The organism is Variovorax sp. RA8 (genome assembly GCF_901827175.1).
Taxonomy (GTDB): Bacteria; Pseudomonadota; Gammaproteobacteria; order Burkholderiales; family Burkholderiaceae_C; genus Variovorax.
Genome location: NZ_LR594662.1, coordinates 2,893,133 through 2,919,211 on the forward strand (window position 1 = coordinate 2,893,133; position 26,079 = coordinate 2,919,211).

Consider the following 26,079-nt stretch of genomic DNA (forward strand, 5'->3'; position numbering starts at 1 on the left):
GGGTTGCTTATGCCCCGGCGTGCAGCAGGGACGAGGGGTGTGCCGTGCATCGATAGCCTCATGCGGCGCTCGCCAGTGCCGGGCTCGCCCGCACCATGCGCTTGAGCTCGGGCAGGCAGGAGCCGCAGTTGGTGCCGCACTTCAGCGCGCCCTGCAGCGCGCCGAGGCGCTCGCCGTCCGAACCGGGGGTGTCCGCCAGCCGTTCCTCGATGGCGGTCTGCGTGATGCCGAAGCAGCTGCAAATGGTCTTGCCCCGCGCGGCGATGCCGGTGGGGGCCGTTGCGCCCGGCTTCAGCAACTGGCGGCCGTAGGCCTGTGCGGGCAGTCGGTCCTGGAGGATCGCCTTGATCCAGGCCTCGGCGCGCGTGTCGCCGGCCAGCAGGAAGGCTTCGAGGCGCGCGTCCTCGCCGTCGCGGACCAGCCGCGCCGCCCGCCGCTGGCCGTGCTTCCTGTCGGCATAGCGCAGGCTGTCGGCGCCATCGAGCGCGAACAGCGCCTCGATGCGGGCCAGCAGCTCGTCGGGAGGCGCCTCGTACGCGGCGGCGCGCAACAGCACGCCGGTGCGTTCCGGTCCGCCACCCTGCAAGGCGCCGCCGGCACCGAAGGGCACGCAGCTCGCGAAGGCGAAGGAGGGCATCAGCGCGCGCAAGGCCTCACGCACGCGCAGGGCCGCGTCCTCGGGCAGCCAGCCCACCGCCAGCAGGGACCAGGGAAGCTCGGCCTTGAGGATCTTCACGGCCGCGTGCTTGAGCTCGGGCTGTTTCGAATCGGGGCAGAAGGCCGGCGTGGTGAGTGCGTTGACCCCGGCCAGTCGCTCCCCGGTGCTGGAACAGCCGCTGAGGTATTCGCCGCCCCAGTGCATGGCGATGAAGGCCTGGCTCAGGCCGATGTCCGTGCTGCCGGCCACGGGCAGCACGATCGAGCCGCGCCGCGAGGTGACGTGCACCAGCTCGCCTTCGCGCAGCTGGCGCCGCGCCATGTCCTGCGGGTGCATCTGAACCGAGGGCTCGGGCACGTGGCCGAACAGCCGGCCCAGGGTGCCGGTGCGGCTCATGCCGTGCCACTGGTCGCGCAGGCGGCCGGTGGTGAGGGAGAAGGGATGGCGTGCATCGCGCGGCTCGGCCACCGGCTTGTAGGCGACATCGGCGAAGCGCGCGCGGCCGTCGGGCGTGGGGAATACGCCGTCCTCGTAGAGTCGCGCGCGGCCGGCGGATTCGCCTTCGCGCAGCGGCCACTGCCGTGGCGCGGCGTCCAGCATGGCGTAGCTCATGCCGGTGATGTCGAGGTCGCGGCCGCGGGTGCTTTCGCGATGCTCGTTCCACACCGATTCGGCGTCGACGTAGGGAAAGAGCGTGTCCGTGCGCCCGAGCCGCGCTTCGAGCCGGCGCGCGAAGTCGGCGGCGATCGCCCAGTCGTCGCGCGTCTCGCCGGGGCGCGCCACGGCATTGCGCACGCGCGAGATGCGGCGCTCGCTGTTGGTGACGGTGCCGTCCTTCTCGCCCCAGGTGGTGGCCGGCAGCAGCAGGTCGGCAAATGAGCAGGTGGCGGTGGTCGAGAAGGCCTCCTGCACCACCACGAACTCGCAGCGCTCGAGTGCGCGCCGCACGGTGGCCTGGTCGGGCATGGACTGGGCCGGGTTGGTGCAGGCGATCCAGAGCGCGCGGATCTCGCCGTCGGCCGCGGCCTGGAACATCTCGACCGCCGTCCTGCCGGGCTTCTCCGGCACCAAAGGAACGCCCCACAGCGCGGCCACCTCCGCGCGGTGCGCCGGGTTGGCCAGATCGCGGTGTGCCGACAGCAGGTTGGCCAGGCCGCCCACCTCGCGCCCGCCCATCGCGTTCGGCTGGCCGGTCAGCGAGAAGGGGCCGGCGCCAGGCTTGCCGATCTGGCCGGTCGCGAGATGCAGGTTGATCAGCGCTGCATTCTTCGCAGTGCCCGAGCTGGACTGGTTGAGGCCCTGGCAGTAGAGGCTCAGCGTCGCGGCCGAGGTGGCGAAGAGGCGCGCCGCCTCCAGCAAATCCTCCTTGGAGATGCCGCACACCTGTGCCACGCGCTCCGGCGTGCAGTCGCGCACCGTGCGCTTGAGTTCGTCGAAACCGCTCGTGTGGGCCGCGATGTAGGCCGCATCGGTCCAGCCTTCCCACAGCATCAGGTGCAGCATGCCGTGAAAGAGCATCACGTCGGTACCGGGCTGCAGCGCCAGGTGTACGTCGGCGATCTCGCAGGTGTCGGTGCGGCGCGGGTCGGCCACGATGATCTTCATCGCCGGGTTGGCCGCCTTCGCATCCTCGATGCGGCGGAACAGGATCGGATGCGCCCAGGCCGTGTTGCTGCCGGTGATGAAGAGGCACTGCGCGTGCTGGAAGTCGTCGTAGCAGGCCGGCGGCGCGTCGGCCCCCAGCGTCTTCTTGTAGCCGGCCACCGCGCTGCTCATGCACAGGCGCGAGTTGGTGTCGATGTTGTTGGTGCCGATCAGGCCCTTGGCCAGCTTGTTGAAGACGTAGTAGTCCTCGGTGAGCAATTGGCCGGAAACGTAGAAGCCGACGGCATCGGGGCCGTGTTCGCGAACGACCTGGGCGAACTTGTCGACGGCCGTGCCGAGGGCCGCATCCCAGCCGATGGCCTCGGGGGCGGCTCCGCGTTCGGCGCGCCGCATGGGCTGCAGCAGGCGCGTCTGCCGCGTGACCGCCGCGCTGGCCGTCAGGTGCAGGGTCGATCCCTTCGTGCACAGGCGGCCGAAGTTCGCCGGGTGATCCGGGTCGCCGCGCACGCCGGTGATCTGCGCGCCATCGGACTCGATGATCACGCCGCAGCCCACCCCGCAGTACGGGCAGGTGGAGCGGGTTTCTTTCATGGCCGTATGCCTTCCGCGCCTACGCGCCTTGGGGTGCCTGCACGTCGAAGCTCTCGTCGCCCAGCTTGCCGGCCGTCGCAGCGCCGGGGCCCGCGCGAGGCGGGGCCAGGTCGAGCGCCAGCGTCGCCAGTTCGTGTGCGTCCAACATGACCTGATCGCCTTCGACCTTGCACGCGAAGCGTGGCGTGCAGCCGTCGTCCGGCGCCTTGGCGCACCCGTCGTCGAGCCCGATCGCCCAGTTGTGCAGCGGACAGGCCACGCTGGTGCCGAACACGATGCCCTGCGACAGCGGACCGCCCTTGTGCGGGCAGCGGTCGAGCAGTGCGAACACCTGGTTCTCGGCATTGCGGAACACGGCGACGTCGATGCCGTCGCTCCGGGCCACGCGGCGGGCGCCCAGCACGGGGATGTCGTCGACGCGGCAGATGGCTTTCCATTCACTCATGGTCGCGGTCCTTTCAGGCGGTTTGGGCGGCGGTGTCCACCACGGCCACGGGCGTGAACTGCCGCACGTCGACCGAGGCCTGGCTGGACTCGAACCACGGATCGGGCTCGCCGTCGAGCGCGAACTGCAGCCGCTCCCACAGGGCCTGGCGGCCCTCAGCGTCCTCGACGATGCGCTTCTTCACGTAGTCCAGGCCCACGCGCCCGATGTAGTGCACCGTGCGCTCGAGGTACCAGCCCTCCTCGCGATAGAGCTGCAGGAATGCGCCCGCGTACGCCATCACCTCCGCCGAGGTCTTGAGCTTGACCAGGAACTGCGCCACCTCGGTCTTGATGCCGCCGTTGCCGCCCACGTAGATCTCCCAGCCCGAATCGACGCCGATCACGCCCACGTCCTTGATGCCGGCCTCGGCGCAGTTGCGCGGGCAGCCCGAGACGGCGAGCTTGACCTTGTGCGGCGCGTACATGGCCCACAGGGCGCGCTCCAGGTCCTTGCCCATCTGGGTCGAGTCCTGGGTGCCGAAGCGGCACCACTCGCTGCCCACGCAGGTCTTCACCGTGCGCAGCGACTTGGCGTAGGCGAAGCCCGAGGGCATGCCGATGTCCTTCCAGACGTTGGCCAGGTCCTCCTTCTTCACGCCCAGCAGGTCGATGCGCTGGCCGCCGGTGACCTTGACGGTCGGGATCCGGTACTTGTCGGCCGCATCCGCGATGCGCCGCAGCTCGTCGGGCGTGGTATGGCCGCCCCACATGCGAGGGATCACCGAGTAGGTGCCGTCCTTCTGGATGTTGGCGTGGCTGCGCTCGTTGATGAAGCGGCTCTGCGGGTCGTCCTTCGCCTCCTTCGGCCAGGTCGAGATCAGGTAGTAGTTGACTGCCGGCCGGCAGCTGGAGCAGCCGTTGGGCGTGCGCCAGCCCAGGCCGCGGTAGACCTCGGCGTGGGTGAGCCAGTGCTCCTTGCGGATCGCATCGCGCACGTCCTGGTGGCTGGCCTCGGTGCAGCCGCAGAGGGCCTTCTTCTTCGGCGCGGCCGAGTAGTCGCCGCCGGCGGTGAACATCAGGATCTGCTCCACCAGCCCGGTGCACGACCCGCAGGAGGCGCTCGCCTTGGTGTGCTTCTTGACCTCTTCCAGCGTGAACAGGCCCTTGTCCTTGATCGCCTTGCAGATGGTGCCCTTGTTGACGCCGTTGCAGCCGCAGACCTCGGCGTCGTCCGGCATGCTGGCTGCCTTGCTGTGGCCCTCGTGGCCGGTATCGCCGATGTTCGACTCGCCGAACATCAGCTTGTCGCGGATGTCGTTCACGCTGCGCCCGTCGCGCAGCAGCTTGAAGTACCAGCTGCCGTCCACCGTGTCGCCGTAGAGGCAGGCACCGACCAGCTTGTCTTCCTTGATCACGAGCTTCTTGTAGACGCCGCCGAAGGGATCGCTCATCACGATCTCCTCGCAGCCGTCGCCGCCCATGAAGTTGCCGGCGGAGAAGAGATCGATGCCGGTCACCTTGAGCTTGGTGGAGGTGAGCGAGCCCGAGTAGCGCCCGATGCCGAAGTGCGCCAGGTGGTTGGCCGCCACCTTGGCCTGCTCGAACAGCGGCGCGACCAGCCCGTAGGCGATGCCGCGATGGGCCGCGCATTCCCCCACCGAGTAGATGCGCGCGTCGGTCACTGTCTGCATGGTGTCGTTGACCACGATGCCGCGATCGCAGTGCAGGCGCATCTTCTGCGCGAGTTCGACGTTGGGGCGGATGCCCACCGCCATCACCACCAGGTCGGCCGCGGCTTCGGTGCCGTCCTTGAAGCGGATCGCCTTGACGCGGCCGCTCTTGCCGTCATCGCTGTCGCCGACCAGCTCCTGCGTCTGCGCGCCGATCATGAATTGCAGCCCGCGGTCCTCCAGCGACTTCTGCAGCAGCTTGCCTGCGACGTCGTCGAGCTGGCGCTCCATCAGCCACGGCATCACGTGCACCACCGTCACGTTCATGCCGCGCAGCATCAGGCCGTTGGCGGCTTCCAGGCCCAGCAGGCCGCCGCCGATGACGACCGCGTTCTTGTGCGTCCTGGCGGTCTCGATCATGTAGTCGGTGTCGGCGATGTCGCGGTAGGCGATCACGCCCTGCAGGTCCTTGCCGGCCACCGGCAGCATGAAGGGGTTGGAGCCGGTGCACATCAGCAGCCGGTCGTACTCGGCCTCGGTGCCGTCCTCGGCGCGCACGATGCGCTTGACGCGGTCGACTTCGACCACCTTCTTGCCGGCATGCAGGGTGATGTTGTTCTCGGCATACCACTCCCAGCTGTTGAGGATGATCTCGTCCACCGTCTGCTCCCCGGCCAGCACCGGCGACAGCAGGATGCGGTTGTAGTTGGGATGCGGCTCTGCGCCGAAGACGGTGATGTCGTAGAGCTCCGGCTCGATCTTGAGCAGCTCCTCGACGGTGCGCACGCCGGCCATGCCGTTGCCGACCATCACGAGTTTCATCTTCTTCATGGGGTGGACCTTTCTGGACTCAAGCAAAGTGGTTGTGCATGGCGTAGTGCGTAGACAATCGCGCGCCATGAGCTTCGAGGTGGAAATCGGCTACAGCAGCCATCGCGGGCCGCGCCCGCAAAACGAGGACTTCGCCGGCGCGGTGCATGCGCCGCGCGGCGAGGAGTCGCGTGGGCTGATCGCGGCCATTGCCGACGGCGTCTCTTCCGGCGGCCATGGGCTGGAGGCGGCGCAGACCACCGTGATCGGCCTGCTGGGCGACTACTTCGCCACGCCCGACACCTGGGAGCCGACCGTGGCCATGGACCGCCTGATCGCGGCCCAGAACGCCTGGCTGGCCGATCACAACCGGCGCCGCCGCCACGACAGCGCCATGACCACGCTGACCGCGCTGGCCCTGCACGGGCAGAGTTACACGCTGGCCCACGTGGGCGACACGCGCGCCTGGCGCGTGCGCAAGGGCGAGGGTGCGGCCACGCCGCTGACGATCGACCATGCGCTGGACCATCCCGACCTGCGCAGTCGCCTGACGCGCGCCGTGGGCCTGGACGACCACGTGCGGGTCGACTACCTGCAGGGCGAGCTGCGCGTGGGCGACTGCTTCGTGCTCAGCACCGATGGCGTGCACGGCGTGCTCAAGCCGGCGCGCGTGGCCGAGCTCGCGCTCGCCACCGGCGCGCAGCAGGCCAGCGACGCGCTGGTCGATGCCGCCATCGCGGCCGGGACCCGCGACAACGCGACCGCGCTGGTCATCCGCGTGCTGGGCCTGGATGCGCGCCAGCTGCACGACGAGCTCGGTGATGCACGCCGGCTCGCGCCGCCTCCGGCGCTGAAGGTGGGCGATGTACTGGACGGCTACGCGATCACCGCGCTCGTGGCCGACACCGGCGTGCACCGGCTCTACCAGGCGCGCCATCTGCAAAGCCGCGCGCTGGTGGCGCTCAAGACCCTGCACCCTTCGCGTGCCAGCGACCCCGAGGAACGCGCCATGCTGGCGCACGAGGCCTGGCTGGGCCTGCGGGTGGGCGCCGTCCGGCTGCCCGAAGGCGCCCGCACCGCAGCCGAAGGCGAAGGTGGTGCAATGAACGCTCGTGGCGAGCGCGGTTTCGTGCGCGTGCACGAGCGCGCCGGCGATGCCAGCGCGCTCTACACCGTGTTCGACTGGCATGGCGGCCGCACCATCGAACAGATGATGCAGGCCGGCACGCGGCCGACGGTCGCCGAGGTGGTCGCGGCAGCGGTCCAGATCTGCAAGGCCCTGGGCCGGCTGCACCGCCACGGCGTGGTCCATCGGGACATCAAGCCCGGCAACCTGCACCTGGGCGACGACGGCTGCTGGCGCATCCTTGACCTCGGCGTGGCGCTCTCGGGCCGCGAGGGCGCGGCGCAGCGCGAGTTGCATGCGGGCACGCCCAGCTTCATGAATCCGGAGCAATGGGAGGGCGCTGCGCCCGACGCCGGCAGCGACCTGTTCGCACTCGGCGTGGTGCTCTACCAGTGGCTGGGCGGGCGCCTGCCTTACGGCGAGATCGAGCCCTACCAGGTCGCGCGCTACCGGCGCGATCCGGGCGCCCTGTCGCGCATCCGGCCCGACGTGCCGATGTGGCTCGACCACCTGGTGCGCAAGGCCGTGGCCCGCGATCCGCACCAGCGCTTCGAGACCGCCGAGGAAATGCTGCTGGCGCTCGAGCGCGGCGCCGCCCGTCCGGTTGGCGCGCCGGCCTCCACGCCGCTCGTGCGCCGCGATCCGGCCCTGCTGTGGAAGATCGGCCTGGCCGCGTCCCTGCTGCTCAACGCGCTGCTCGTCTACTGGCTGCTGTTCCTGCCGCGCTGAGCGGGGGAGGGAAACGGCATCGCGCATGGTCGTCACCGTCCGGCGCTGCGGCGCATCGGGCGAACCGGCCGGTCGGCCTGGTGGCTCGCGGTGTGCGGGCTGGTGCGCGCGCGGCCCCCTTTTTCTGCCCAGGTCCGCGTCCAGCGGATCTGCATGACCCGCATCACCCCGAGCATCACCACGGCCAGCGCCGCGAACAGCACGAAGCCCCAGGTGTAGCTGCCGAGGTACTGCTTCGACAGACCCATTGCATTGGGCACCAGGCCGCCGCCCAGGGCGCCGATCTCGCCGATCATCGAGCCGGCCACCGCCGTGGTGGTGGGCCAGCGCAGCGGAACCAGCTGGAACAGCGCGCCGTTGCCCGCGCCCAGGGCCGCGAAGCAGACGATCATCAGCAGCGTGGTCAACACCAGCGAGCTCGAAGTGAAGCCGATCAGCGCGAGCGTGACGGCCGACACCAGCAGCACCAGCGTCAGCGTGTTGACTCCGCCCCAGCGGTCGGAAATCCAGCCGCCCATCACGCGCACCGCCGCGCCCATGAAGGCGGCCAGCATCGTCAGCTGGCCCGCCTGCACCTTGCTCACGCCGAACTGGTCGTAGTAGTAGGAAGGCAGGAAGGTGGTGAGGCCGATGAAGCCGCCGAAGGTGATGCCGTAGATCAGGCTGAACGCCCAGCCGTCCTTCTCGAACATGCAGGCCACGTGCTCGCGCAGGCTCGCGTGGCTGTCGACGTCCGGCGGCTCCTGCGCGAACAGCACCATCACCGCCATCGGGACCAGGATGGCCACCGCCGCCACGCCATAGACCGCCTGCCAGCCGAGCCATTGCGCCAGCGGAGGCGCGACCAGCACCGACAGCGCCGTGCCCACGTTGCCGGCGCCCACGAGACCCATGGCCAGGCCTTTGTTCTGCGGGGGAAAGGAGCCCGAGCCCAGCGACAGCGCCACGCCGAAGCTGGCGCCGGCGATGCCCAGCAGCACGCCCATCGCCAGCAGGTCGTTGAAGCTGTGCACCATGAAGAAGCCGAACAGCATCGCCACCGCGATCAGGCCCATCTCCACCAGCGTCGCGTTCTTGCGGCCGATGTACTGGGACAGGATGCCGAGCGGAAAGCGCATCAATGCGCCGGCAATGATGGGGATCGACAGCATCAGCCCCTTCTGCGCGGCGTTCAGCTGGAAGCTCTCGCTGATGAACGGCGCCATCGCACCGTTCAACACCCAGATGCAGCACGAGAACATGAAGTAGAAGAAGGCCGCGAAGAGGGTGGGGGCGTGGCCGGAGCGCAGGAAAGACTTGAAGCTGGTCATGGCGGTGGCGATGCGAAAAAGCATCCGCGCAACCTTGGCGCGGCCGCGTGGATGGGCAATGAATTGGGAGCGTCCCGCCGGGAGCCGGCGGAATGGACTGGGGGTGAGCGAGCCCCCGCGGGACCCGGGCCGGCATGGAGGCCGACGACGTCACCAAAGCGGTGCTTCGTTACACCGCGTGGGTCATCACGCAAGAGGCGTGCCTGCCGCTGCGCTCCCGCTTCGCCTATGCTGCGACCGCCTGCATTGTTCGCAATCCACCTTCCATGATCCGACTGCTGCTCGTCCTGCCCGATCCCGATGCCGAGGCCCCGCCCGAAGCGCTGCGCCAGGTTCTGGCCGACGCCGATGCGGCGGCCATCGGATGGGCGAGCTGCGACACGATGGTGCAGGAGGCCGCGATGCTCGCACCGCAGCAGGTACTGTTCTACAGGCCTGCGTCTGTTGCCCGCCTGCAGGCCGCGCTGCAGGCCTGGGCCGGTGCGCCGCCGCACCCCGTCGTCGTGGTCAGCGAGCCGCTGTCCCCGCAGGTGCACGAGGAACTGGTAGGCCTGGGCGTGCACGCCTGGGCCTGCGCCGACGCAATGGATGCACCCGGCCTGCATGCCCTGCTGGCGCGGGCGCGAGCGCGCTGGCAGCGCGAGGCCGCGCTGCGCGACACCTTGGTGCGTTCGCTGGCCCATCTGGACGAGCGCAAGTGGGTGGACCGCGCCAAGGGCCTGCTGATGTCGGCCCGCGGCATCGGCGAGGATGCCGCCTTCGGCCTGCTGCGCGGCGCCGCGATGCACGCCAACCTGCGCGTCGGCGAGCTGTCGCGCTCGGTGGTGGAGGCGGCGCAGTGGGCCGACGCCATCAACCGCGCCGGCCAGCTGCGCATGCTGTCGCAGCGGCTGGTGCGCCTGGCGGCGCAGGTGCTGGCGAACGTGGAGGTGCGGCGCAGCCGCGCGCTGCGGGCGGAGTCGATCGAGCGGGTGAAGGACAACCTCGATCATCTGGCCGGCCTCCCGCTGGATGCGACGAGCGTGCAGGCGCTGGCGGGCGTGCGTTCGGCCTGGGAGGCCTTGGACGGCGCGCTGTCGGCGCGGCTGTCGCAGGCCGCGCTTGCGGCCATCGATGCGAGCGCCGAGGCCCTGCTGAGCGCCGCCGAGGCGCTCACCGACTCGCTCGAATCCTCGGGGGGACGCAGGGCCTTGCGCATCGTCAATCTCTGCGGCCGGCAGCGCATGCGCGTGCATCGGCTCGCAAAGGATGCGCTGCTCGCCGCGATGCTGCCCGGCGGCGCGTGGAGCGCGCACCTGGCTTCGACCATGGACGCCTTCGAGACCTCGCTGCTGGAGCTGGAACGCGCGCCGTTGAGCTCGCCCGAGATCCGCGCGGCGCTCAGCGGCGCGCGCGACGAGTGGCTGAGGCTGGTGCGCGGCGTGCGCCAGGCCGAGCGGGCCGAGGGCCGTGCCGAACTGGTGCGCGCCAGCGAGGTGCTGGCGGAGACCTTCGACCGGCTCACCGCTTCATACGAACACAGCCTGCAGGTCATCATGTCCTGACGACATGGGCTCGCCCCCAGGTTGGCTCACTTCGTGTAGCCGCCCACCCCCTACCGGGGGCAACACCAGCGGCCCGGCAAAGCCGGTTCCGCGGTGTTCCCCGAACAGGCCCGGCTTCGTCGGCCGCGAATTTCATGGCTGATCAGGCCGCGGCCTTCTCCACGTGCGCCTGGCGCGTGTAGAGAAAGTCGATCACGGCCTTGCGGGCGTGAACGTAGACCGGGTCCTCCGCGAGCTCGACGCGGTTGCGCGGGCGCGGCAGGTCGACGGCCAGCACCTCGCCGATGGTCGCGGCCGGGCCGTTGGTGAGCATCACGATGCGGTCGGACAGGAGCACCGCCTCGTCCACGTCGTGCGTGACCATGACCACGGTGCTGTGCGTCTTCGCGACGATGGCCAGCAGCTCGTCCTGCAGCTTGGCGCGTGTCAGCGCGTCGAGGGCTCCGAAGGGCTCGTCCATCAGCAGGACCTTGGGTTCCATAGACAGCGCACGGGCGATGCCCACGCGCTGCTTCATGCCGCCCGAGATCTCGCCGGGGCGTTTCTGCGCGGCCGCGGTGAGGCCGACAAGCGCGAGGGCGGCCGCGGTGCGCGCCTTGAGCTGCGCCTTGTTCTCGGTGGCCGAGAACACGCGCTCCACCGCGAGGTAGATGTTCTCGTAGCAGCTGAGCCAGGGCAGCAGCGAATGGTTCTGGAACACCACCCCGCGCTCGGGGCCGGGGCCCTTGATCTCGCGATTGGCGCACAGCATTGCGCCTTGCGTGGGCGTGGTCAGCCCGGCGATCAGGTTCAACAGCGTGGACTTGCCGCAGCCCGAATGCCCAATCAGCGTGATGAACTCGCCCTTGGCGACGTGAAGGTTGATGTCGCGCAGCGCCAGGAAGCTGCCCTTGGGAGTCTTGAAGCGCTGCTCGACGCCCTCGATCTGGATGAACTTCTGGTCACTCATGTCTTCACCTCTTCGAACGTGAATGCGGTGGCGATCCGGATCAGGGCGAACTCGAGCACCAGCCCGACGATGCCGATCACGAAGATCGCGATGATGATGTTGGCGACGTTGAGGTTGTTCCATTCGTCCCAGACCCAGAAGCCGATACCGACGCCGCCGGTCAGCATCTCGGCCGCGACGATCACCAGCCAGGCGGTGCCGACCGCGAGGCGCACGCCGGTGAGCATGTAGGGCAGCACCGCAGGGAACAGGATGCGGGTGAGGATCTTCCATTCGGAAAGATCGAGCACCCGCGCCACGTTCATGTAGTCGCTGGGCACGCGCTGCACGCCCACTGCGGTGTTGATGATCATGGGCCAGATCGAACAGATGAAGATGGTCCAGATGGCAGCCGGGTTGGCGCCCTTGAAGACCAGCAGCCCGATCGGCAGCCAGGCCAGTGGCGACACCGGGCGCAGCAGGCTGATCAGCGGATTGAACATGCGCGCCAGGAAGCCGAAGCGCCCGATCGCGAAGCCGGCCGGGATGCCGACCACGGCGGCCAACCCGAAGCCCAGCGCAACTCGCTGGAGCGAGGACAGCACGTTCCAGCCCACGCCCTGGTCGTTGGGGCCCTTGCTGTAGAACGGATCGCTGAACACGGTCAACGCCTGCTGCCAGACGGCGCCTGGCGAGGGGAAGCCGGTGGTGCTCTTCAGCGCCACGAGTTCCCAGATCAGGACCAGCAATGCGAAGCCCATGATCGGCGGCAGTACGCGTAGCCAGATCCAGCTGAAGTCGTGCGGCGGACGAGCGGGGGGCGCGGGCGCGGCCGCGCCATCCTGCATGGCCGGCGCCGCGACAGCGGCAGGCTGGATCGGGCTGCGCGATGCCGGGGCGCTCGATACGCGCGTATCAAGGGGTGAATGGAAGACGGCGCTGACCATGGTGCGCTCCTCAGGCATGAACCTTGAACGAATCGGCGTACTTCTTCGGATCCTTGCCATCCCAGACCACGCCGTCCGAGAGCTTGCTTGTGCGCATCGGGTCCTTGGGCACGCTGACCTTCATCGCCGAGGCGACGTCCTTGTACAGGTCTATCTGGTTGATCTGCCTGGCAATGGCCAGGTAGTCGGGGTGCTCCTTGAGGAGGCCCCACCGCTTGTGCTGCGTAAGGAACCACATGCCGTCAGACAGGTAGGGGAAGTTCACGGCGCCGTCGTCGAAGAACTTCATATGGTTCGGGTCGTCCCAGGTCTTGCCGAGACCGTTCTCGTAGCGGCCGAGGATGCGCTGGTTGATGGCGTCGGCGCTGGTGTTGATGTAGGACTTCTCGGCCACGACGTCTGCCATCTTGGCCTTGTTCTGGAGGTTGGCGTCGATCCATTTGCTCGCCTCCATGACCGCCATCATCACGGCACGGCAGGTGTTGGGATTGGCCTTCACGAACTCGCCACGCGTACCCAGGACCTTCTCGGGATGGTCTCTCCAGATGTCCTGCGTGGTGATGGCGGTCACCCCGATCTTGTCGATGATCGCGCGCTGGCCCCAGGGCTCGCCGACGCAGAAGCCGTCCATGTTGCCGACGCGCATGTTGGCCACCATTTGCGGTGGCGGCACGACGATGACCTTCGCGTCCTTGACGGGGCTGATATCGGCCGAGGCCAACCAGTAGTTGAGCCACATGGTGTGGGTGCTCGTTGGAAAGGTGCCGGCAAAGGTGTACTCGCGCTTGTCCTTGGCCATCAGCTTGGCGAGCGAGGCGGCATCGACAGCGCCCTTGTCGGCCAGCGCCTTCGACAGCGTGATGGCCTGGCCATTGCGATTCAGGCCCATCAGCACGGCCATGTCCTTCTTGGGTCCACCGACGCCGACGTGCACGCCGTAGACCAGTCCGTAGAGCACATGGGCCATGTCGAGCTCGCCGTTGACCAGCTTGTCGCGCACGCCGGCCCAACTCGCTTCCTTGCTGGGCACGATCTTCACGCCGTACTTCTTGTCGATGCCCAGCACCGAGGCCATCACCACGCTGGCGCAGTCGGTCAGCGGGATGAAGCCGATCTTGACCTCCGCCTTCTCGGGCTTGTCGGAGCCCTGGGCCCAGACGGCGGCACGCAGGGCGGGGTCGAGCCCGACGGCGCCAACGGCAGCGGCCTGCAGGACGCGGCGGCGGCTCAGTTTCGGTTTCAGCAGTTCGTTCATGGGGCGCACTCCGAGGATGAAAGACGGGAAGGCAAAAACAAAAAGGCGTCCGCACCATGCACGGGCCGCTCGAAACGAGCCCTTGCAGGATGGGGACGCCTTTGTCCGGTTCGGTGGGCCGCACCCGCCGTTGGATGCCGCCTGCCTGAGGCCTTGCGGGCCTACGCGAGTTCTCTATGCAAAGTGCATGCCATGCCTGAAAAGTCCTGGATTGCTATCGATTCAATAGCGGGTAGGGCCGATGTCGAAAGGCCTCCAGGCCGAATGGTTTGCAACCCCCCGCTGGGCACGCTTGTTGTGCAGCGCACCATTCCAGGCCCCCATGCTCAGCGCACGGGATCGCCCGGCAGGTACTCGGCCATCGAGAGCACCGATTCGGCCACCTCGATCAGGCGCCGCCCCTGGCTCATCGCGGTCCGCCGCAACATCTTATGGGCCTCTTCCTCGCTGAGACGGCGGTGCGCCATCAGGAGACCCTTGGCGCGTTCCACCAGCTTGCGTTCATTGAGGGCGGCGCGCACGGTCTCGAGCTCGTCCCCCATGGCCTGCAGGCGGTGGGATTGCTCCTGCACCATCTCGAGCACCGAGCGTTCCAGTTGGCGGCCGATCGGAGCGGTCGCAGCCAGGGTGCGCGGCTGGCTGCTGCGCATGTCGCCGGGCGGCAGCTCGTCGAGGAAGGCCGCGGCGGCCGCGACGGGCTCGACCGTCAGCTGGGCGAACAGCGCTTCGTGGGCCTGCAACTCGGCCCGGGCGCGCGTCGTCTTCTGCTCGCAAAGCAGGCGCAGGTCGGCGGCCAGGCGCTCCTCGATGGCCTGCATGGCGTCGATGCGAAGGGAGCAGCAGTCGAACCAGACCTGGCTCAGCTCCGCATCCAGGCTCACGCCCGCGGGCGCCGCGCAGGCGACGCGCCGCAGGCGCTCCTGCTCGGCCAGTTGAGGGGCGGACTGGCCGGCGCGCCAGAGTTCGGCTAGGGTCGCGCCCGAGAACTCGACGAAGACCTGGAAGCAGCGCTCCTGCGACTCGATGAGGTGGAGCCATTGCTGCTGGCGCGCGCCGTCGTTGCAGCCGGAGGCGAAGGCCGCAGCGCCGCAGGCGCGTTCCTGGCCGGCGAATTCCTTGCCTTGCATGAAATGGAACATCGCCACCAGCAGGCGCGAGATTTCCGGGTCGGTGGCGCCATCCGCGGCCTCGAAGACCACCGCCAGCAGCCCGGTGACCAGCTTGACGAAGGCAGCCGTGGCGGCGGCGGCCGAGAGCTCCATCGCGCCGATGCGGCGGCGCAGCTCGGGCAGCGCGTCCAGGCCGGGCAGGACCCAGGCGATCCGGCTGAACAGGCGCGCGCCGTTGCCGAGGCGAAGCGCCTCGGTGTCGAGCTGGTCGAAGGCGCTGCGCACGGCCTGCTCCGCGCGCAGGCAGGCGGCGATCTGCGCTTCATGCTGCGCCACGAAGCGCCGGCCGCCCGAGGCCAGCAGGACGTTCGAGATGCCGCGTTCGCGCTGCAGCGCATGGACCAGGCGGCCAATGGTGGCCACGAGCGCGCTGGTGCGGCCGAGTTGATCGAGTTCGTCGATCTCGCAGCGCAGCGCGGCGATCAGAAAACTCAGTCCGGACTTCATGTGGGTGAGGGCAGTGCGGGCGGGCCGGCGGCCCATCCCAAGGGCATGCAGCAACAATCGTGCCCCGATCGATCCGGGTCTACACTCGCGGCATGTTTGTACTGGGAATCGAATCGTCCTGCGACGAGACAGGCGTGGCGCTGGTCGAGTCGAGCGCCAGCGGCCTGCCGCGCCTGGTCGCCCACGCCCTGCACAGCCAGATCGCAATGCACCAGGCCTATGGCGGCGTGGTGCCCGAACTCGCGAGTCGCGACCACATCCGGCGCGTGCTCCCGCTGGCGCAGCAGGTGCTGTCGGAAGCCGGGCGCGGGTTGACCGATATCGACGTCGTCGCCTACACGCGCGGGCCGGGGCTGGCCGGCGCGCTACTGGTAGGTGCGGGCGTGGCCTGCGCCCTGGGGGCGGCCCTGGCCAAGCCGGTGCTGGGCGTGCATCACCTCGAGGGCCATCTCCTGTCGCCCTTCCTGAGTGCCGATCCGCCCGAATTTCCTTTCGTCGCGCTGCTGGTGTCCGGCGGGCACACGCAGTTGATGCAGGTGAACGGCGTGGGGCGCTACGAGCTGCTTGGCGAGACCATCGACGACGCGGCCGGCGAGGCCTTCGACAAGAGTGCCAAGCTGATGGGTCTGCCTTATCCCGGCGGCCCGTGGCTGGCCAAGCTGGCGGAGCAGGGCGATCCCGCCGCCTTCAAGCTGCCGCGGCCGCTGATGCACAGCGGCGATCTCGACTTTTCCTTTGCGGGGCTCAAGACAGCGGTGCTGACGCAGGTCCGCAAGCTCGGCGACGCGCTGGAAGCGCGCAAGGCCGACCTGGCGGCTTCGACCCAGGCGGCGATCGTCGAGGTGCTGCTGAAGAAATCCCTTCGCGCCCTCGAGCACAGTGGGCTGCAGCGCCTGGTGGTCGCCGGCGGCGTGGGGGCCAATCGCGAGCTGCGCGCGCAGCTGGATGCAGCTTGCGCAAAGCGTGGCGTGCGGGTGCACTACCCCGAGCTGCATCTTTGCACCGACAACGGCGCCATGATCGCGATGGCCGCCGCGATGCGCTTGCAGGCTGGCCTGCAGGCCGCTACGGATCGCTACGGCTTCGACGTCAAGCCGCGATGGCCACTGGCCTCGCTGGGTGTGCCGGAGCCGCAGTTCGGCTAGGCGCATGCCTGCGGGTGCTGTGCGAGGGCAGCGGCAGCACGTCGAGCATCTTGCGCCAGAGCTGCGACCACTGAGGCCAGTCGTGGCCCCCCTCGGTCGTGAACACGCGCCCGGCCGGCAGGGCGTCGGCAAGGAGGCGATGGTTGGCGGCGAAGCGGTCAGCCAGTCCGAAGCCGAGGTAGAGCGGCGGCAACTCCTTGGCCGGCTGGTCGGCGGCATATTGCTGAAGCCAGGGCCAGAGCTTGCGATCGACCTCCTGGTCCGGCGGAGGGCCCTCGGGCGCCTTCCAGGCGCGCAGGCCGCCGGCCTTGTGGATCTCGGCGCCCAGCGGGCGTCGCCCCAGGTAGGGGGCCAGCGCCACGATGCCGTCGACGGTGCCAGGCTTGGCCAGTTCGTGGATCAGGGCGCCGAAGCCGCCGATCGAGATGCCGACCAGCCAGAGCGACTTGTAGCCCAGGGCCCGCTGCGGCTGGAGGATGTCATGGTGCAGCCGTTCGATGAAGGTCTGGTCGTAGTAATAGGAGACGTCGGCATCGACCAGCAGGGCGTCCGCCGCCAAGTCGCGTTCCCGGACCGCACTGATGAAGCCTTCGCGTTCGAATTCCTCGGGCTTCAGAAAAGCGCCCGGCAGGAACACCAGCAGGGTGTCCGAGCGGGCGTCGTTGCTGGCAGGTTTCAGGTGCGTTTTCATGGGTGCTTCATCAAGCGCGTGTGACTTCTTTTTTTGCCGCATTCGCGGCCCGGCTCAGGCTCGCGAACTAGGAACAAAGCATTGAAAAAACGCCACAAATGTGACGTTCTTGGCACATATTTTGTGGTCAGGAATGAAAAAGGCCGGCAACAAAAAGTTACCGGCCCATTGAGAATGTTGTGTTTTAGCGCTTCGGAAACACCTTGTGCCCGCTCAGTGGATCGCCAATTGGGTCACATTGCTGACCGGGACTTGCTTGCCGAGCTTCAGGGTCAAGACGCCGTTCTCGAGTTTGGCCTCGCTGGCAGCGGCATCGATGTCCTGCGGCAACTCGTAGGCGGCCTTGAACTGGCGCTTGGCGTCGGCCTTGCTCTCGATGCGGACCACCGCACCTTCAATGCCGATCGTGAGGTCCTCGCGCGCGAAGCCCGGCACGTCGAGGGTCACCGTCCAGCTCTTGTCGTCCTGCTCGACGTTGAGCGAGCGGCGCGCGGCGACGAAGGTGTCGGCCACGAAGCGGTCGTACGCATTCGGCACAAAGCGGGGGGTACGAAGAACGGGGGCGAAAAACATGATGTGGTACTCCTGGATGAACACAATGGGGACAGGAAATGTGTGTCCCTTACACTGCGCGGCCTTTCAACAGAGTGCCGCTTGCCACCTCAATTAGGCGCGGGGGCAAGCGTTTCAAGATGAGTTCTTCCAGCTTTATTTGCCGTCGCTCGGCCTTGAAATTTGCGGCTGCGGCGCTATGCGCGGCCGCGGCATCGGCGACGTATGCGCAGCCTGCCGGACCGATCCGGCTGGCGCTGATCGAAAGCATGAGCGGGCCTTTCGCCAACACCGGCGAGGCGGTGTTCCGCAACCTGCTCTGGGCCGTGGAGCGCGTGAACGCGCGCGGCGGCGTCAAGCTGCCGGGCGGCGCGCGCTTCCTGCAGCTGGACCGGTACGACAGCAAGGGCCAGAACGAAGAGGCGCTGTCGGCGCTGCGCGCGGCAATCGACGACGGCGCGCGCATCGTGCTGCAGGGCAACTCGTCGGCCACGGCGGCGGCGCTGCTGGATGCGATCGAGAAGAACAACGAGCGCGATACCTCCCGCCGCGTGCTCTTCCTCAACTACTCGGCGGTCGACCCGGTGCTCACCAACGAGCGCTGCAGCTTCTGGCACTTTCGCTTCGACGCTCACGCCGACATGCGCGTCACCGCACTGATGGACGTGATGAAGAACGATGCCGCGCTCAAGCGCGTCTACCTGATCGGTCAGGACTACAGCTTCGGCCAATCGGTCCTGCGCGAGTCGAAACGCCAGCTCGCCCAACTGCGGCCGGACGTGCAGATCGTCGGCGAGGAACTGCATCCGATGGGCCGCGTGAAGGACTTCGCGCCCTATGCGAGCAAGATCCTCGCGAGCGGGGCGCAGGCGGTGGTCACGGGCAACTGGGGCAACGACCTCACGCTGCTGGTGAAGGCGGCGCGCGAGGCGGGCTTCAACGGGAGCTTCTACACGTTCTATGGCAATGCGCTCGGCGCGCCCGCGGCCATCGGCGATGCCGGCATAGGCCGGGTGGTTGCGGTCGCCGACTGGCTGCCCAATGTGCAGACGCGCGAATCCGAGAGCTTCTACCGTGCGTTCCGGGAACGCTTTCCCAAGCCGGCCGATGACTACGTGCACATGCGTATGCAACTGCTCGTCGAGGCTCTGGCGCAGGCCATCGAGCGCGCCGGCAGTGTCGACATCGTGGCGGTCGCTCGCGCGCTCGAGAAGGCCGAGGTCAGCCTGGCCGGCCAGGGTGGCCGCATGCGCGCCGCCGACCACCAGTTCCAGCAGGCCCTGGTGGTCGGCGTGATGGATCGGCAGGGCAGTCCCGGCGTGAAGTTCGACGTCGAGGGATCCGGCTACGGCTTCCGCGTGGTGCGCACCATTCCTGCCGAGCGCGCCGAGATGTCCACCAGTTGCAAGATGCAACGCCCCTGAACAGCAAGGAAAGAACCAAGATGCGCGAAGCCATCCACAACCTCGAAGCCTCCAAGATCCGCGAGGTCGCCAATGCCGGCATGGGCCGTGCCGACGTATTGGCCTTCTGGTTCGGCGAAGGCGACGAGGTGACGCCGGAACCGATCCGCCGGGCGGCCATCGAGTCGCTGCAACAAGGCGAGACTTTCTATGCCCACAACCTCGGGCTGCCTGAGCTGCGCGAGGCGGTCGCACGCTATATGAGCGGGCTCCATCCGGCCATCGATGCGGGGCGCATTGCCATCACGTCGGGCGGCGTGAGCGCCCTGATGCTGGCGGTGCAGGCCCTGGTCGACGCCGGGGACGAGGTGGTGGCGGTCACGCCGGTGTGGCCCAACCTGATGGCGCAGCCCGCGATTCTGGGTGCGCGCCTGCGCAGTGTGCCTCTGGTGCCGAGGGAGGGACAGTGGACGCTGGACCTGGATGCGCTGCGCGCGGCCGTGACGTCCGCGACCAAGCTGCTGATTCTCAACGCGCCCAACAACCCGACCGGCTGGACTCTGACGCGCGCCGAGCAGCAGGCGATCCTCGACCATTGCAGGCAGACGGGCACCTGGATCCTGGCCGACGAGGTCTACGAGCGCCTCTACTACGAGCCGACGTCCAACGGATGCGCGCCCAGCTTCCTCGACGTGGCGGCGCCGGATGACCGGCTGGTGGTGGTCCACAGCTTCTCGAAGAGCTTCCTCATGACTGGCTGGCGCCTCGGCTGGCTGGTATTGCCGCCGGCGATGGTGGACGGCATGGGCAAGCTGATCGAGTTCAACACCTCCTGCACCAGCGTGTTCACCCAGCGCGCGGGCATCGCGGCGCTCGCGCACAGCGCGGAGATCACGCCGGGCGTGGTGGCACACCTGAAAACCTGCCGCGACACGCTGGTGCCCCTGCTGGCCGGGCTCCCCGGTGTGCAGGTCGCGCCGGCGCGCGGGGGCATGTACGCGTTCTTCCGTCTCGAGGGGTTCGACGATTCGCTGGTGCTGGCCAAGCGCCTGGTGGCCGAGGCTGGGCTCGGCCTGGCGCCCGGCAACGCCTTCGCGCCGGAGGCGCAGGGCTGGCTGCGTTGGTGCTTTGCGTCCAAGGATCCGCAGCGCCTGGTACTGGGTGTGGAGCGGCTGCGGGGCTGGCTCGCGGAACAGCCCGGGCCTGATCGGGGCGACGATATATAATCCCAAGGCTTTGCATGCCGCAAGGCGCACGGCGAGCGCAGTTCCACCGCTCGCCGCAAGTCAAACATCCCGGAACAGGAAACTCATCAAATGATCGCAGCCTCCATCAAGGCCGAAGTTGTCAAGGACAACGCCCGCGCCGCCAACGACACCGGCAGCCCTGAAGTGCAAGTCGCACTGCTGACCGCCCGCATCAACGAACTCACCCCGCACTTCAAGACGCATGCCAAGGACCACCATGGTCGCCGCGGCCTGCTTCGCATGGTGAGCCGCCGCCGCAAGCTGCTGGACTATCTGAAGTCCAAGGACGCCGACCGTTACACCGCGCTGATCGCCAAGCTGGGTCTGCGCAAGTAAGCTGATTCGCATGAAGGAACGCCTGGGTTAGTCCGCTAGCTCAGGCGTTTTTTACTTCGCGAATCGAATCAGGAGTGCCGTACAGAGCGAAGCTGTGTCATTCCAATGGAGCTTTTCCCCGAGCTTCCCTGGAATGGCATCGTGTTCTGCAAAGCGCCCCATCCCCGCGGAACCTGCGATTGCCGCAGGCCGAACCGCCCACAAGAAACAGGAGCTAGACATGAGCCTCTTCAACAAAGTCACCAAGACCTTCCAATGGGGCGACAAGACCGTTGTCCTCGAAACCGGTGAAATCGCCCGCCAGGCCAGCGGCGCTGTCCTGGTCGACATCGAGGGCACCGTGGTGCTGGCGACGGTGGTCGCCTCCAAGTCCGCCAAGCCCGGCCAGGACTTCTTCCCGCTGACCGTCGACTACATCGAGAAGACCTACGCAGCGGGCAAGATCCCCGGCAGCTTCTTCAAGCGCGAAGCCAAGCCGAGCGAACTGGAAACCCTGACCTCGCGCCTGATCGACCGCCCGATCCGTCCGCTGTTCCCCGAGGGCTTCCTGAACGAGGTGCATGTGGTGATCCACACGCTCTCGCTCAATCCTGAAGTCGATGCCGACATCGCCGCGATGATCGGCGTGAGCGCCGCGCTCTCGATCTCCGGCATTCCCTTCAACGGCCCGATCGGTGCTGCGCGCGTGGGTTACGTCAACGGCCAGTACGTGCTGAATCCGGGCCAGACCGCCCGCAAGGAATCGCAGATGGACCTGGTCGTGGCCGGCACCGAAGCGGCCGTGCTGATGGTCGAGTCCGAAGCGCTGCAACTGAGCGAGGAAATCATGCTCGGCGGCGTGGTGTTCGGTCACGAGCAGGCCGGCGTTGCGATCAACGCGATCCATGAACTCGTGCGTGAAGCCGGCAAGCCCGTCTGGGACTGGCAGCCGGCGGCCGAGGACGAAGCCTTCGTCGCCAAGATCAAGGGCCTGGCGGAGGAAAAGCTGCGCGCCGCCTACCAGATCCGCAGCAAGCAGGCCCGCACGCAGGCCCTGCGCGAGGCCAACGCGAGCGTGATGGAGTCGCTCAAGGAAAGCGGCGAGGCTTTCGACGCGGGCAAGGTCAGCGACCTGCTGTTCGCCATCGAATCGAAGATCGTGCGCGGCCAGATCCTATCGGGCGAGCCGCGCATCGACGGCCGCGACACCCGCACCGTGCGCCCCATCGAGATCCGCAACGGCGTGCTGCCCCGCACCCATGGCTCGGCGCTGTTCACGCGCGGCGAGACGCAGGCGCTCGTCGTCACGACCCTGGGTACCGAGCGTGACGCGCAGCGCATCGACGCATTGGCTGGCGAGTACGAGGACCGTTTCCTGTTCCACTACAACATGCCTCCCTTCGCCACCGGTGAAGTGGGCCGCATGGGCTCGACCAAGCGTCGCGAAGTCGGCCATGGCCGCCTCGCAAAGCGCGCCCTCGTAGCCTGCCTGCCGACCAAGGAAGAGTTCCCCTACACGATCCGCGTGGTGTCCGAGATCACCGAGTCGAACGGCTCCTCGTCGATGGCCTCGGTCTGCGGCGGCTGCCTTTCGATGATGGATGCCGGCGTGCCGATGAAGGCGCATGTGGCCGGCATCGCCATGGGCCTGATCAAGGAAGACAACCGCTTTGCGGTGCTGACCGACATCCTGGGCGACGAGGATCACCTGGGCGACATGGACTTCAAGGTGGCCGGCACGACCAACGGCATCACCGCGCTGCAAATGGACATCAAGATCCAGGGCATCACCAAGGAAATCATGCAGGTCGCCCTGGCCCAGGCCAAGGAAGCACGCATGCACATCCTGGGCAAGATGCAGGAAGCGATGGGCGAGGCCAAGGCCGAGGTGTCCAGCTTCGCGCCGCGCCTGTTCACGATGAAGATCAACCCCGAGAAGATCCGCGACGTGATCGGCAAGGGCGGCTCCGTGATCCGTGCGCTGACCGAGGAAACCGGCACCCAGATCAACATCGACGAGGACGGCACCATCACCATCGCCTCCACCGATCCGGCCAAGGCCGAGGAGGCCAAGAAGCGCATCGAGCAGATCACGGCGGAAGTCGAGATCGGCAGGATCTACGAAGGCCCGGTCACCAAGATCCTGGACTTCGGCGCGCTGGTCAACCTGCTCCCCGGCAAGGACGGCCTGCTGCACATCAGCCAGATCGCCCACGAGCGGGTGGAGAAGGTGACCGACTACCTCAGCGAAGGTCAGATCGTGAAGGTCAAGGTGCTGGAAACGGACGACAAGGGTCGCGTCAAGCTGTCAATGAAGGCGCTGGCCGAGCGTCCGGCCGGCATGGAGTCCAGCGAGCGTCCGCCGCGCGAGGAGCGCGGCGAGCGGCGCGAGCGGGGTGAGCGGGGTGAGCGCGGCGATCGTCCGCCTCGCGGCGAGCGCGCACCGCGTATGGACAGCGGCGAGCCGGCGGGCGAGCAGGCCGTGGCCGTCGAGCATGACTCGCGTCCGCAAGAGCCCACCGGCGGGGACCGCCAGTTTTGAAAGGCGAGGGCGGTGACGTTGTTGCCGTCGTTCCATCCTGCGCCCGCCCTCGATGGCGGGCGTTCAGCCGAGAAAAGCATGAAAGCCATTGAAATCACTTCCTTCGGCGCACCCGAGGTGCTGCGCTTGGCCGAGCGGCCTGTGCCGGCCACCGGCGCGGGCGAACTGCTGATCCGCGTGGCCGCCAGCGGCGTGAACCGGCCCGACGTGCTGCAGCGCACCGGCAACTATCCGGTGCCGCCGGGTGCCTCGGATCTTCCCGGCCTCGAGGTCGCTGGCGAGATCGTTTCGGGCGATGCCGCGGCCATGAAGGAGGCCGGCTTCGCGGTCGGCGACCGCGTGTGTGCGCTGGTTGCGGGCGGCGGCTACGCCGAGCTCTGCGTGGCGCCGGTGGCCCAGTGCCTGCCGGTGCCCAAGGGCTGGAGCGATGTCGAGGCGGCCTCGCTGCCCGAGACCTTCTTCACCGTCTGGAGCAACGTGTTCGACCGCGGCCGCCTGCAGAAAGGCGAGACCCTGCTGATCCAGGGCGGCACCAGCGGCATCGGCGTGACCGCGATCCAGCTCGGCAAGGCCTTCGGCGCCACCGTGATCGCAACTGCGGGCAGCGACGAGAAGTGCGAAGCCTGCAGAAAGCTCGGCGCCGACCATGCGATCAACTACAAGACGGCTGACTTCGCCGAGGAGGCCAAGCGCCTGACCGGCGGAAAGGGCGTCGACGTGATTCTCGACATGGTGGCGGGTGCCTACGTGCCGCGTGAGATCGAATGCCTGGCCGAGGACGGCCGGCTGGTGATCATCGCGGTGCAGGGCGGCACCAAGAGCGAATTCAACGCGGGCCTCGTGCTGCGCCGGCGGCTGACCATCACCGGTTCGACTCTGCGGCCGCGGCCGGTTGCGTTCAAGGGCGCGATCGCCAAATCCTTGCGCGAGAAGGTGTGGCCGCTGCTCGAGCGGGGCGCCGTCAAACCCGTGATCCATAGCGTCTTTGCGGCGCAGGGCGAGCCCAGCGGCGCCGCCCAGGCCCATGTGCTGATGGAATCGAACCAGCACATCGGCAAGATCGTGCTGACCTGGTGAACGACGACAAAGACATGACGACGAAAAAGAAGCTCATCGCCGGCAATTGGAAGATGAACGGCAGCCTGGCTGCCAACGAAGTGCTGGCGAAAGCCCTTCTACAGGGCGTAGGCGCGCCGGCCTGCGAGGTTGCGGTGTGCGTTCCGGCGCCTTACCTGGCGCAGATGCAGGCGCTGCTGGCCGGCTCGCCGATCGCACTCGGCGCGCAGGACCTGTCGGCCCAGCCGCAGGGCGCGTTCACCGGCGAGCAATCCGCCGCGATGCTGAAGGATTTCGGCGTGCGCTACGCAATCGTGGGTCATTCGGAACGCCGCCAGTACCATGGCGAGACGGATGAAGGGGTGGCGGCGAAGGCCGCCGCCGCGCTTGCCAACGGCATCACGCCCATCGTGTGCGTCGGTGAGACGCTGGCGCAGCGCGAGGCGGGGCATACCGAGGAGGTGGTCAAGCGCCAGCTCGCGGCGGTCATCCATGTCAATGGCCATTGCATCAGCGAGATCGTGGTGGCCTACGAGCCGGTATGGGCCATCGGCACGGGCAAGACCGCGACGCCCGAGCAGGCGCAGTCGGTGCACGCGCTGTTGCGTGCGCAACTGCACCATGCAGCGAACGAACATGCGGCGGGCATTCGCATCCTGTACGGCGGCAGCATGAACGCCGCCAACGCGGCCGAGCTGCTGGCCCAGCCCGACATCGACGGCGGCCTGATCGGCGGCGCTTCGCTCAAGGCCCCCGACTTTCTGCAGATCATTGCTGCGGCACGCTGAACACTGCGCAGCCGCGAACGAATTTAGGAGTTAGAACGAATGAACGTGGTCCTCAACATCCTCGTGGGCGTGCAGATGCTCGCAGCGCTCGCGATGATCGGGCTGATCCTGATCCAGCACGGCAAGGGCGCCGACATGGGTGCCGCCTTCGGCAGCGGCAGCGCGGGCAGCCTGTTCGGTGCGAGTGGCAGCGCGAACTTCCTTTCGCGCACCACCGGTGTGCTGGCCGCGGTCTTCTTCGCCTGCACCCTCCTGCTGGCCTACTTCAGCCATGCGCGTCCCACCGGCGGCGGCAGCCTGCTCGAGCGGGCCGCGATCGGCACGGCGGCGCCCGCACCTGCGCCGGCCGCATCGGGACCGGCCTCACAGATTCCTTCGGGCAACGCGCCTGTCGCACCGCCCGCGGGTGCACCTGCACCGGCCGCGCCGGCTTCGGGCGCTGCACAGATCCCGACCAAGTAAGCCGGCGCCCTTTGGAACCGCAGTGATCGCGACTGGAAGTTCCTCGTCGTTTCAGTGCGTCGCTAAAAGAAAACGGCCCCGTTTCAGGGTAAACTCTAAAGCTGTCCGGAAAGCCAAAACCTCACAGGTTCCTCATGCCATCCGGACATGCAAACACCGCCGTCGTGGTGAAATTGGTAGACACGCTATCTTGAGGGGGTAGTGGCGAAAGCTGTGCGAGTTCGAGTCTCGCCGACGGCACCAAATCTCGCCGGCAGGAAGCTTCATCTTCCTGCCGGCGTTAAGCGGTAAAAGACCCCGATGAACCTCGATTCCTACCTCCCCGTCCTGTTGTTCATCCTGGTCGGTGTCGGTGTCGGCGTAGCGCCTCAGGTTCTCGGTTACATCCTCGGCCCCAACCGGCCAGACGCGCAAAAGAATTCGCCCTACGAATGCGGCTTCGAGGCCTTCGAAGACGCGCGCATGAAGTTCGACGTGCGCTATTACCTGGTGGCGATTCTCTTCATCCTTTTCGACCTCGAAATCGCCTTTCTCTTCCCGTGGGCGATCGCGCTCAAGCAGATCGGTCCGGTCGGCTTCTGGGCCATGATGATTTTTCTCGCCATCCTCGTCGTGGGCTTCGTCTACGAATGGAAAAAGGGTGCGCTCGATTGGGAATGACAA

The 26,079-nt window shown here is 67.7% G+C and carries 22 protein-coding genes and 1 tRNA gene; 12 read left to right on the plus strand and 11 right to left on the minus strand.

Annotation, left to right across the window (positions count from 1 at the left end; genetic code table 11):
* Positions 1 to 58 precede the first annotated feature (58 nt).
* From E5P3_RS13645 to nirB, 3 genes are read right to left on the minus strand one after another with little or no spacing between them, the layout of a single operon-like run.
* On the minus strand, positions 59 to 2,854 hold the full coding sequence (locus tag E5P3_RS13645) for a nitrate reductase (RefSeq protein ID WP_162586478.1): 2,796 nt from the start codon (positions 2,852 to 2,854) through the stop codon (positions 59 to 61).
* A 19-nt stretch (positions 2,855 to 2,873) separates the two neighbouring features.
* Positions 2,874 to 3,299, minus strand: a complete 426-nt coding sequence (gene nirD, locus E5P3_RS13650) for a nitrite reductase small subunit NirD (protein WP_162586479.1) — start codon at positions 3,297 to 3,299, stop codon at positions 2,874 to 2,876.
* A 13-nt stretch (positions 3,300 to 3,312) separates the two neighbouring features.
* Positions 3,313 to 5,781 (minus strand): nitrite reductase large subunit NirB, encoded by a 2,469-nt coding sequence (gene nirB, locus E5P3_RS13655; protein WP_162586480.1) that lies wholly within the window; start codon positions 5,779 to 5,781, stop codon positions 3,313 to 3,315.
* Positions 5,782 to 5,848: 67 nt separating this feature from the next.
* On the opposite strand from nirB, the gene E5P3_RS13660 reads away from it, so the two are divergent.
* On the plus strand, positions 5,849 to 7,615 hold the full coding sequence (locus tag E5P3_RS13660; protein WP_162586481.1) for a bifunctional protein-serine/threonine kinase/phosphatase: 1,767 nt from the start codon (positions 5,849 to 5,851) through the stop codon (positions 7,613 to 7,615).
* A gap of 32 nt (positions 7,616 to 7,647) precedes the next feature.
* On the opposite strand, the gene E5P3_RS13665 is transcribed toward E5P3_RS13660, so the two are convergent.
* The gene (locus E5P3_RS13665; protein ID WP_162589678.1) at positions 7,648 to 8,925 is read right to left on the minus strand and encodes an MFS transporter; all 1,278 of its coding nucleotides are present in this window, start codon (positions 8,923 to 8,925) and stop codon (positions 7,648 to 7,650) included.
* A gap of 134 nt (positions 8,926 to 9,059) precedes the next feature.
* Here E5P3_RS13665 and E5P3_RS13670 point away from each other — a divergent pair, with 134 nt between their 5' ends.
* A complete protein-coding gene (locus tag E5P3_RS13670) occupies positions 9,060 to 10,469 on the plus strand; it encodes a type IV pili methyl-accepting chemotaxis transducer N-terminal domain-containing protein (RefSeq protein WP_232073130.1) in 1,410 nt (469 codons plus the stop codon).
* A gap of 142 nt (positions 10,470 to 10,611) precedes the next feature.
* On the opposite strand, the gene E5P3_RS13675 is transcribed toward E5P3_RS13670, so the two are convergent.
* The 4 genes from E5P3_RS13675 to E5P3_RS13690 form a co-directional block, all read right to left on the minus strand.
* On the minus strand, positions 10,612 to 11,418 hold the full coding sequence (locus E5P3_RS13675) for an ABC transporter ATP-binding protein (protein ID WP_162586482.1): 807 nt from the start codon (positions 11,416 to 11,418) through the stop codon (positions 10,612 to 10,614).
* Positions 11,415 to 12,344 (minus strand): nitrate ABC transporter permease, encoded by a 930-nt coding sequence (ntrB, locus tag E5P3_RS13680; RefSeq protein ID WP_162586483.1) that lies wholly within the window; start codon positions 12,342 to 12,344, stop codon positions 11,415 to 11,417. Before ntrB ends, E5P3_RS13675 begins: the two co-directional genes overlap by 4 nt.
* Before the next feature lie 10 nt (positions 12,345 to 12,354).
* Entirely contained in the window at positions 12,355 to 13,599 is a 1,245-nt protein-coding gene (locus tag E5P3_RS13685) for a CmpA/NrtA family ABC transporter substrate-binding protein (RefSeq protein WP_162586484.1), read from the minus strand.
* A 326-nt stretch (positions 13,600 to 13,925) separates the two neighbouring features.
* Positions 13,926 to 15,215, minus strand: a complete 1,290-nt coding sequence (locus tag E5P3_RS13690; RefSeq protein ID WP_162586485.1) for a nitrate regulatory protein — start codon at positions 15,213 to 15,215, stop codon at positions 13,926 to 13,928.
* Positions 15,216 to 15,307: 92 nt separating this feature from the next.
* On the opposite strand from E5P3_RS13690, the gene tsaD reads away from it, so the two are divergent.
* Positions 15,308 to 16,360, plus strand: a complete 1,053-nt coding sequence (gene tsaD / locus E5P3_RS13695; RefSeq protein ID WP_162586486.1) for a tRNA (adenosine(37)-N6)-threonylcarbamoyltransferase complex transferase subunit TsaD — start codon at positions 15,308 to 15,310, stop codon at positions 16,358 to 16,360.
* Here the strand turns inward: tsaD and E5P3_RS13700 are convergent.
* From E5P3_RS13700 to E5P3_RS35795, 3 genes are all read right to left on the minus strand, one after another.
* On the minus strand, positions 16,305 to 17,051 hold the full coding sequence (locus E5P3_RS13700) for an alpha/beta hydrolase (protein WP_162586487.1): 747 nt from the start codon (positions 17,049 to 17,051) through the stop codon (positions 16,305 to 16,307). The genes tsaD and E5P3_RS13700 overlap by 56 nt on opposite strands.
* A gap of 213 nt (positions 17,052 to 17,264) precedes the next feature.
* Positions 17,265 to 17,624, minus strand: coding sequence for an Hsp20/alpha crystallin family protein (locus tag E5P3_RS13705; RefSeq protein ID WP_162586488.1), 360 nt, complete (start codon positions 17,622 to 17,624; stop codon positions 17,265 to 17,267).
* Between the two features lie 49 nt (positions 17,625 to 17,673).
* Complete coding sequence (locus tag E5P3_RS35795) at positions 17,674 to 17,874, minus strand: hypothetical protein (protein WP_232073522.1); 201 nt, start codon at positions 17,872 to 17,874, stop codon at positions 17,674 to 17,676.
* On the opposite strand from E5P3_RS35795, the gene E5P3_RS13710 reads away from it, so the two are divergent.
* The 9 genes from E5P3_RS13710 to E5P3_RS13750 all read left to right on the plus strand — a co-directional run bounded on the left by E5P3_RS13710 (position 17,873) and on the right by E5P3_RS13750 (position 26,076).
* Positions 17,873 to 19,027 (plus strand): branched-chain amino acid ABC transporter substrate-binding protein, encoded by a 1,155-nt coding sequence (locus E5P3_RS13710; RefSeq protein WP_443083248.1) that lies wholly within the window; start codon positions 17,873 to 17,875, stop codon positions 19,025 to 19,027. The genes E5P3_RS35795 and E5P3_RS13710 overlap by 2 nt on opposite strands.
* The gene (locus E5P3_RS13715) at positions 19,024 to 20,232 is read left to right on the plus strand and encodes a pyridoxal phosphate-dependent aminotransferase (RefSeq protein WP_269474006.1); all 1,209 of its coding nucleotides are present in this window, start codon (positions 19,024 to 19,026) and stop codon (positions 20,230 to 20,232) included. Before E5P3_RS13710 ends, E5P3_RS13715 begins: the two co-directional genes overlap by 4 nt.
* A 90-nt stretch (positions 20,233 to 20,322) precedes the next feature.
* Entirely contained in the window at positions 20,323 to 20,589 is a 267-nt protein-coding gene (gene rpsO / locus E5P3_RS13720; RefSeq protein WP_007837783.1) for a 30S ribosomal protein S15, read from the plus strand.
* Positions 20,590 to 20,809: 220 nt separating this feature from the next.
* Complete coding sequence (gene pnp, locus E5P3_RS13725) at positions 20,810 to 23,110, plus strand: polyribonucleotide nucleotidyltransferase (RefSeq protein ID WP_162586491.1); 2,301 nt, start codon at positions 20,810 to 20,812, stop codon at positions 23,108 to 23,110.
* A 78-nt stretch (positions 23,111 to 23,188) separates the two neighbouring features.
* Positions 23,189 to 24,187, plus strand: coding sequence for an NAD(P)H-quinone oxidoreductase (locus E5P3_RS13730; protein WP_162586492.1), 999 nt, complete (start codon positions 23,189 to 23,191; stop codon positions 24,185 to 24,187).
* A 14-nt stretch (positions 24,188 to 24,201) separates the two neighbouring features.
* Positions 24,202 to 24,954, plus strand: a complete 753-nt coding sequence (gene tpiA, locus E5P3_RS13735) for a triose-phosphate isomerase (RefSeq protein WP_162586493.1) — start codon at positions 24,202 to 24,204, stop codon at positions 24,952 to 24,954.
* A gap of 39 nt (positions 24,955 to 24,993) precedes the next feature.
* Positions 24,994 to 25,416 carry a preprotein translocase subunit SecG gene (secG, locus tag E5P3_RS13740; protein WP_162586494.1) on the plus strand — a complete coding sequence of 141 codons (423 nt, stop codon included), beginning with the start codon at positions 24,994 to 24,996 and terminating at the stop codon, positions 25,414 to 25,416.
* 158 nt (positions 25,417 to 25,574) lie between these two features.
* A tRNA-Leu gene (locus E5P3_RS13745) sits at positions 25,575 to 25,659 on the plus strand.
* Between the two features lie 57 nt (positions 25,660 to 25,716).
* Entirely contained in the window at positions 25,717 to 26,076 is a 360-nt protein-coding gene (locus E5P3_RS13750) for an NADH-quinone oxidoreductase subunit A (RefSeq protein ID WP_068678761.1), read from the plus strand.
* Positions 26,077 to 26,079 lie beyond the last annotated feature (3 nt).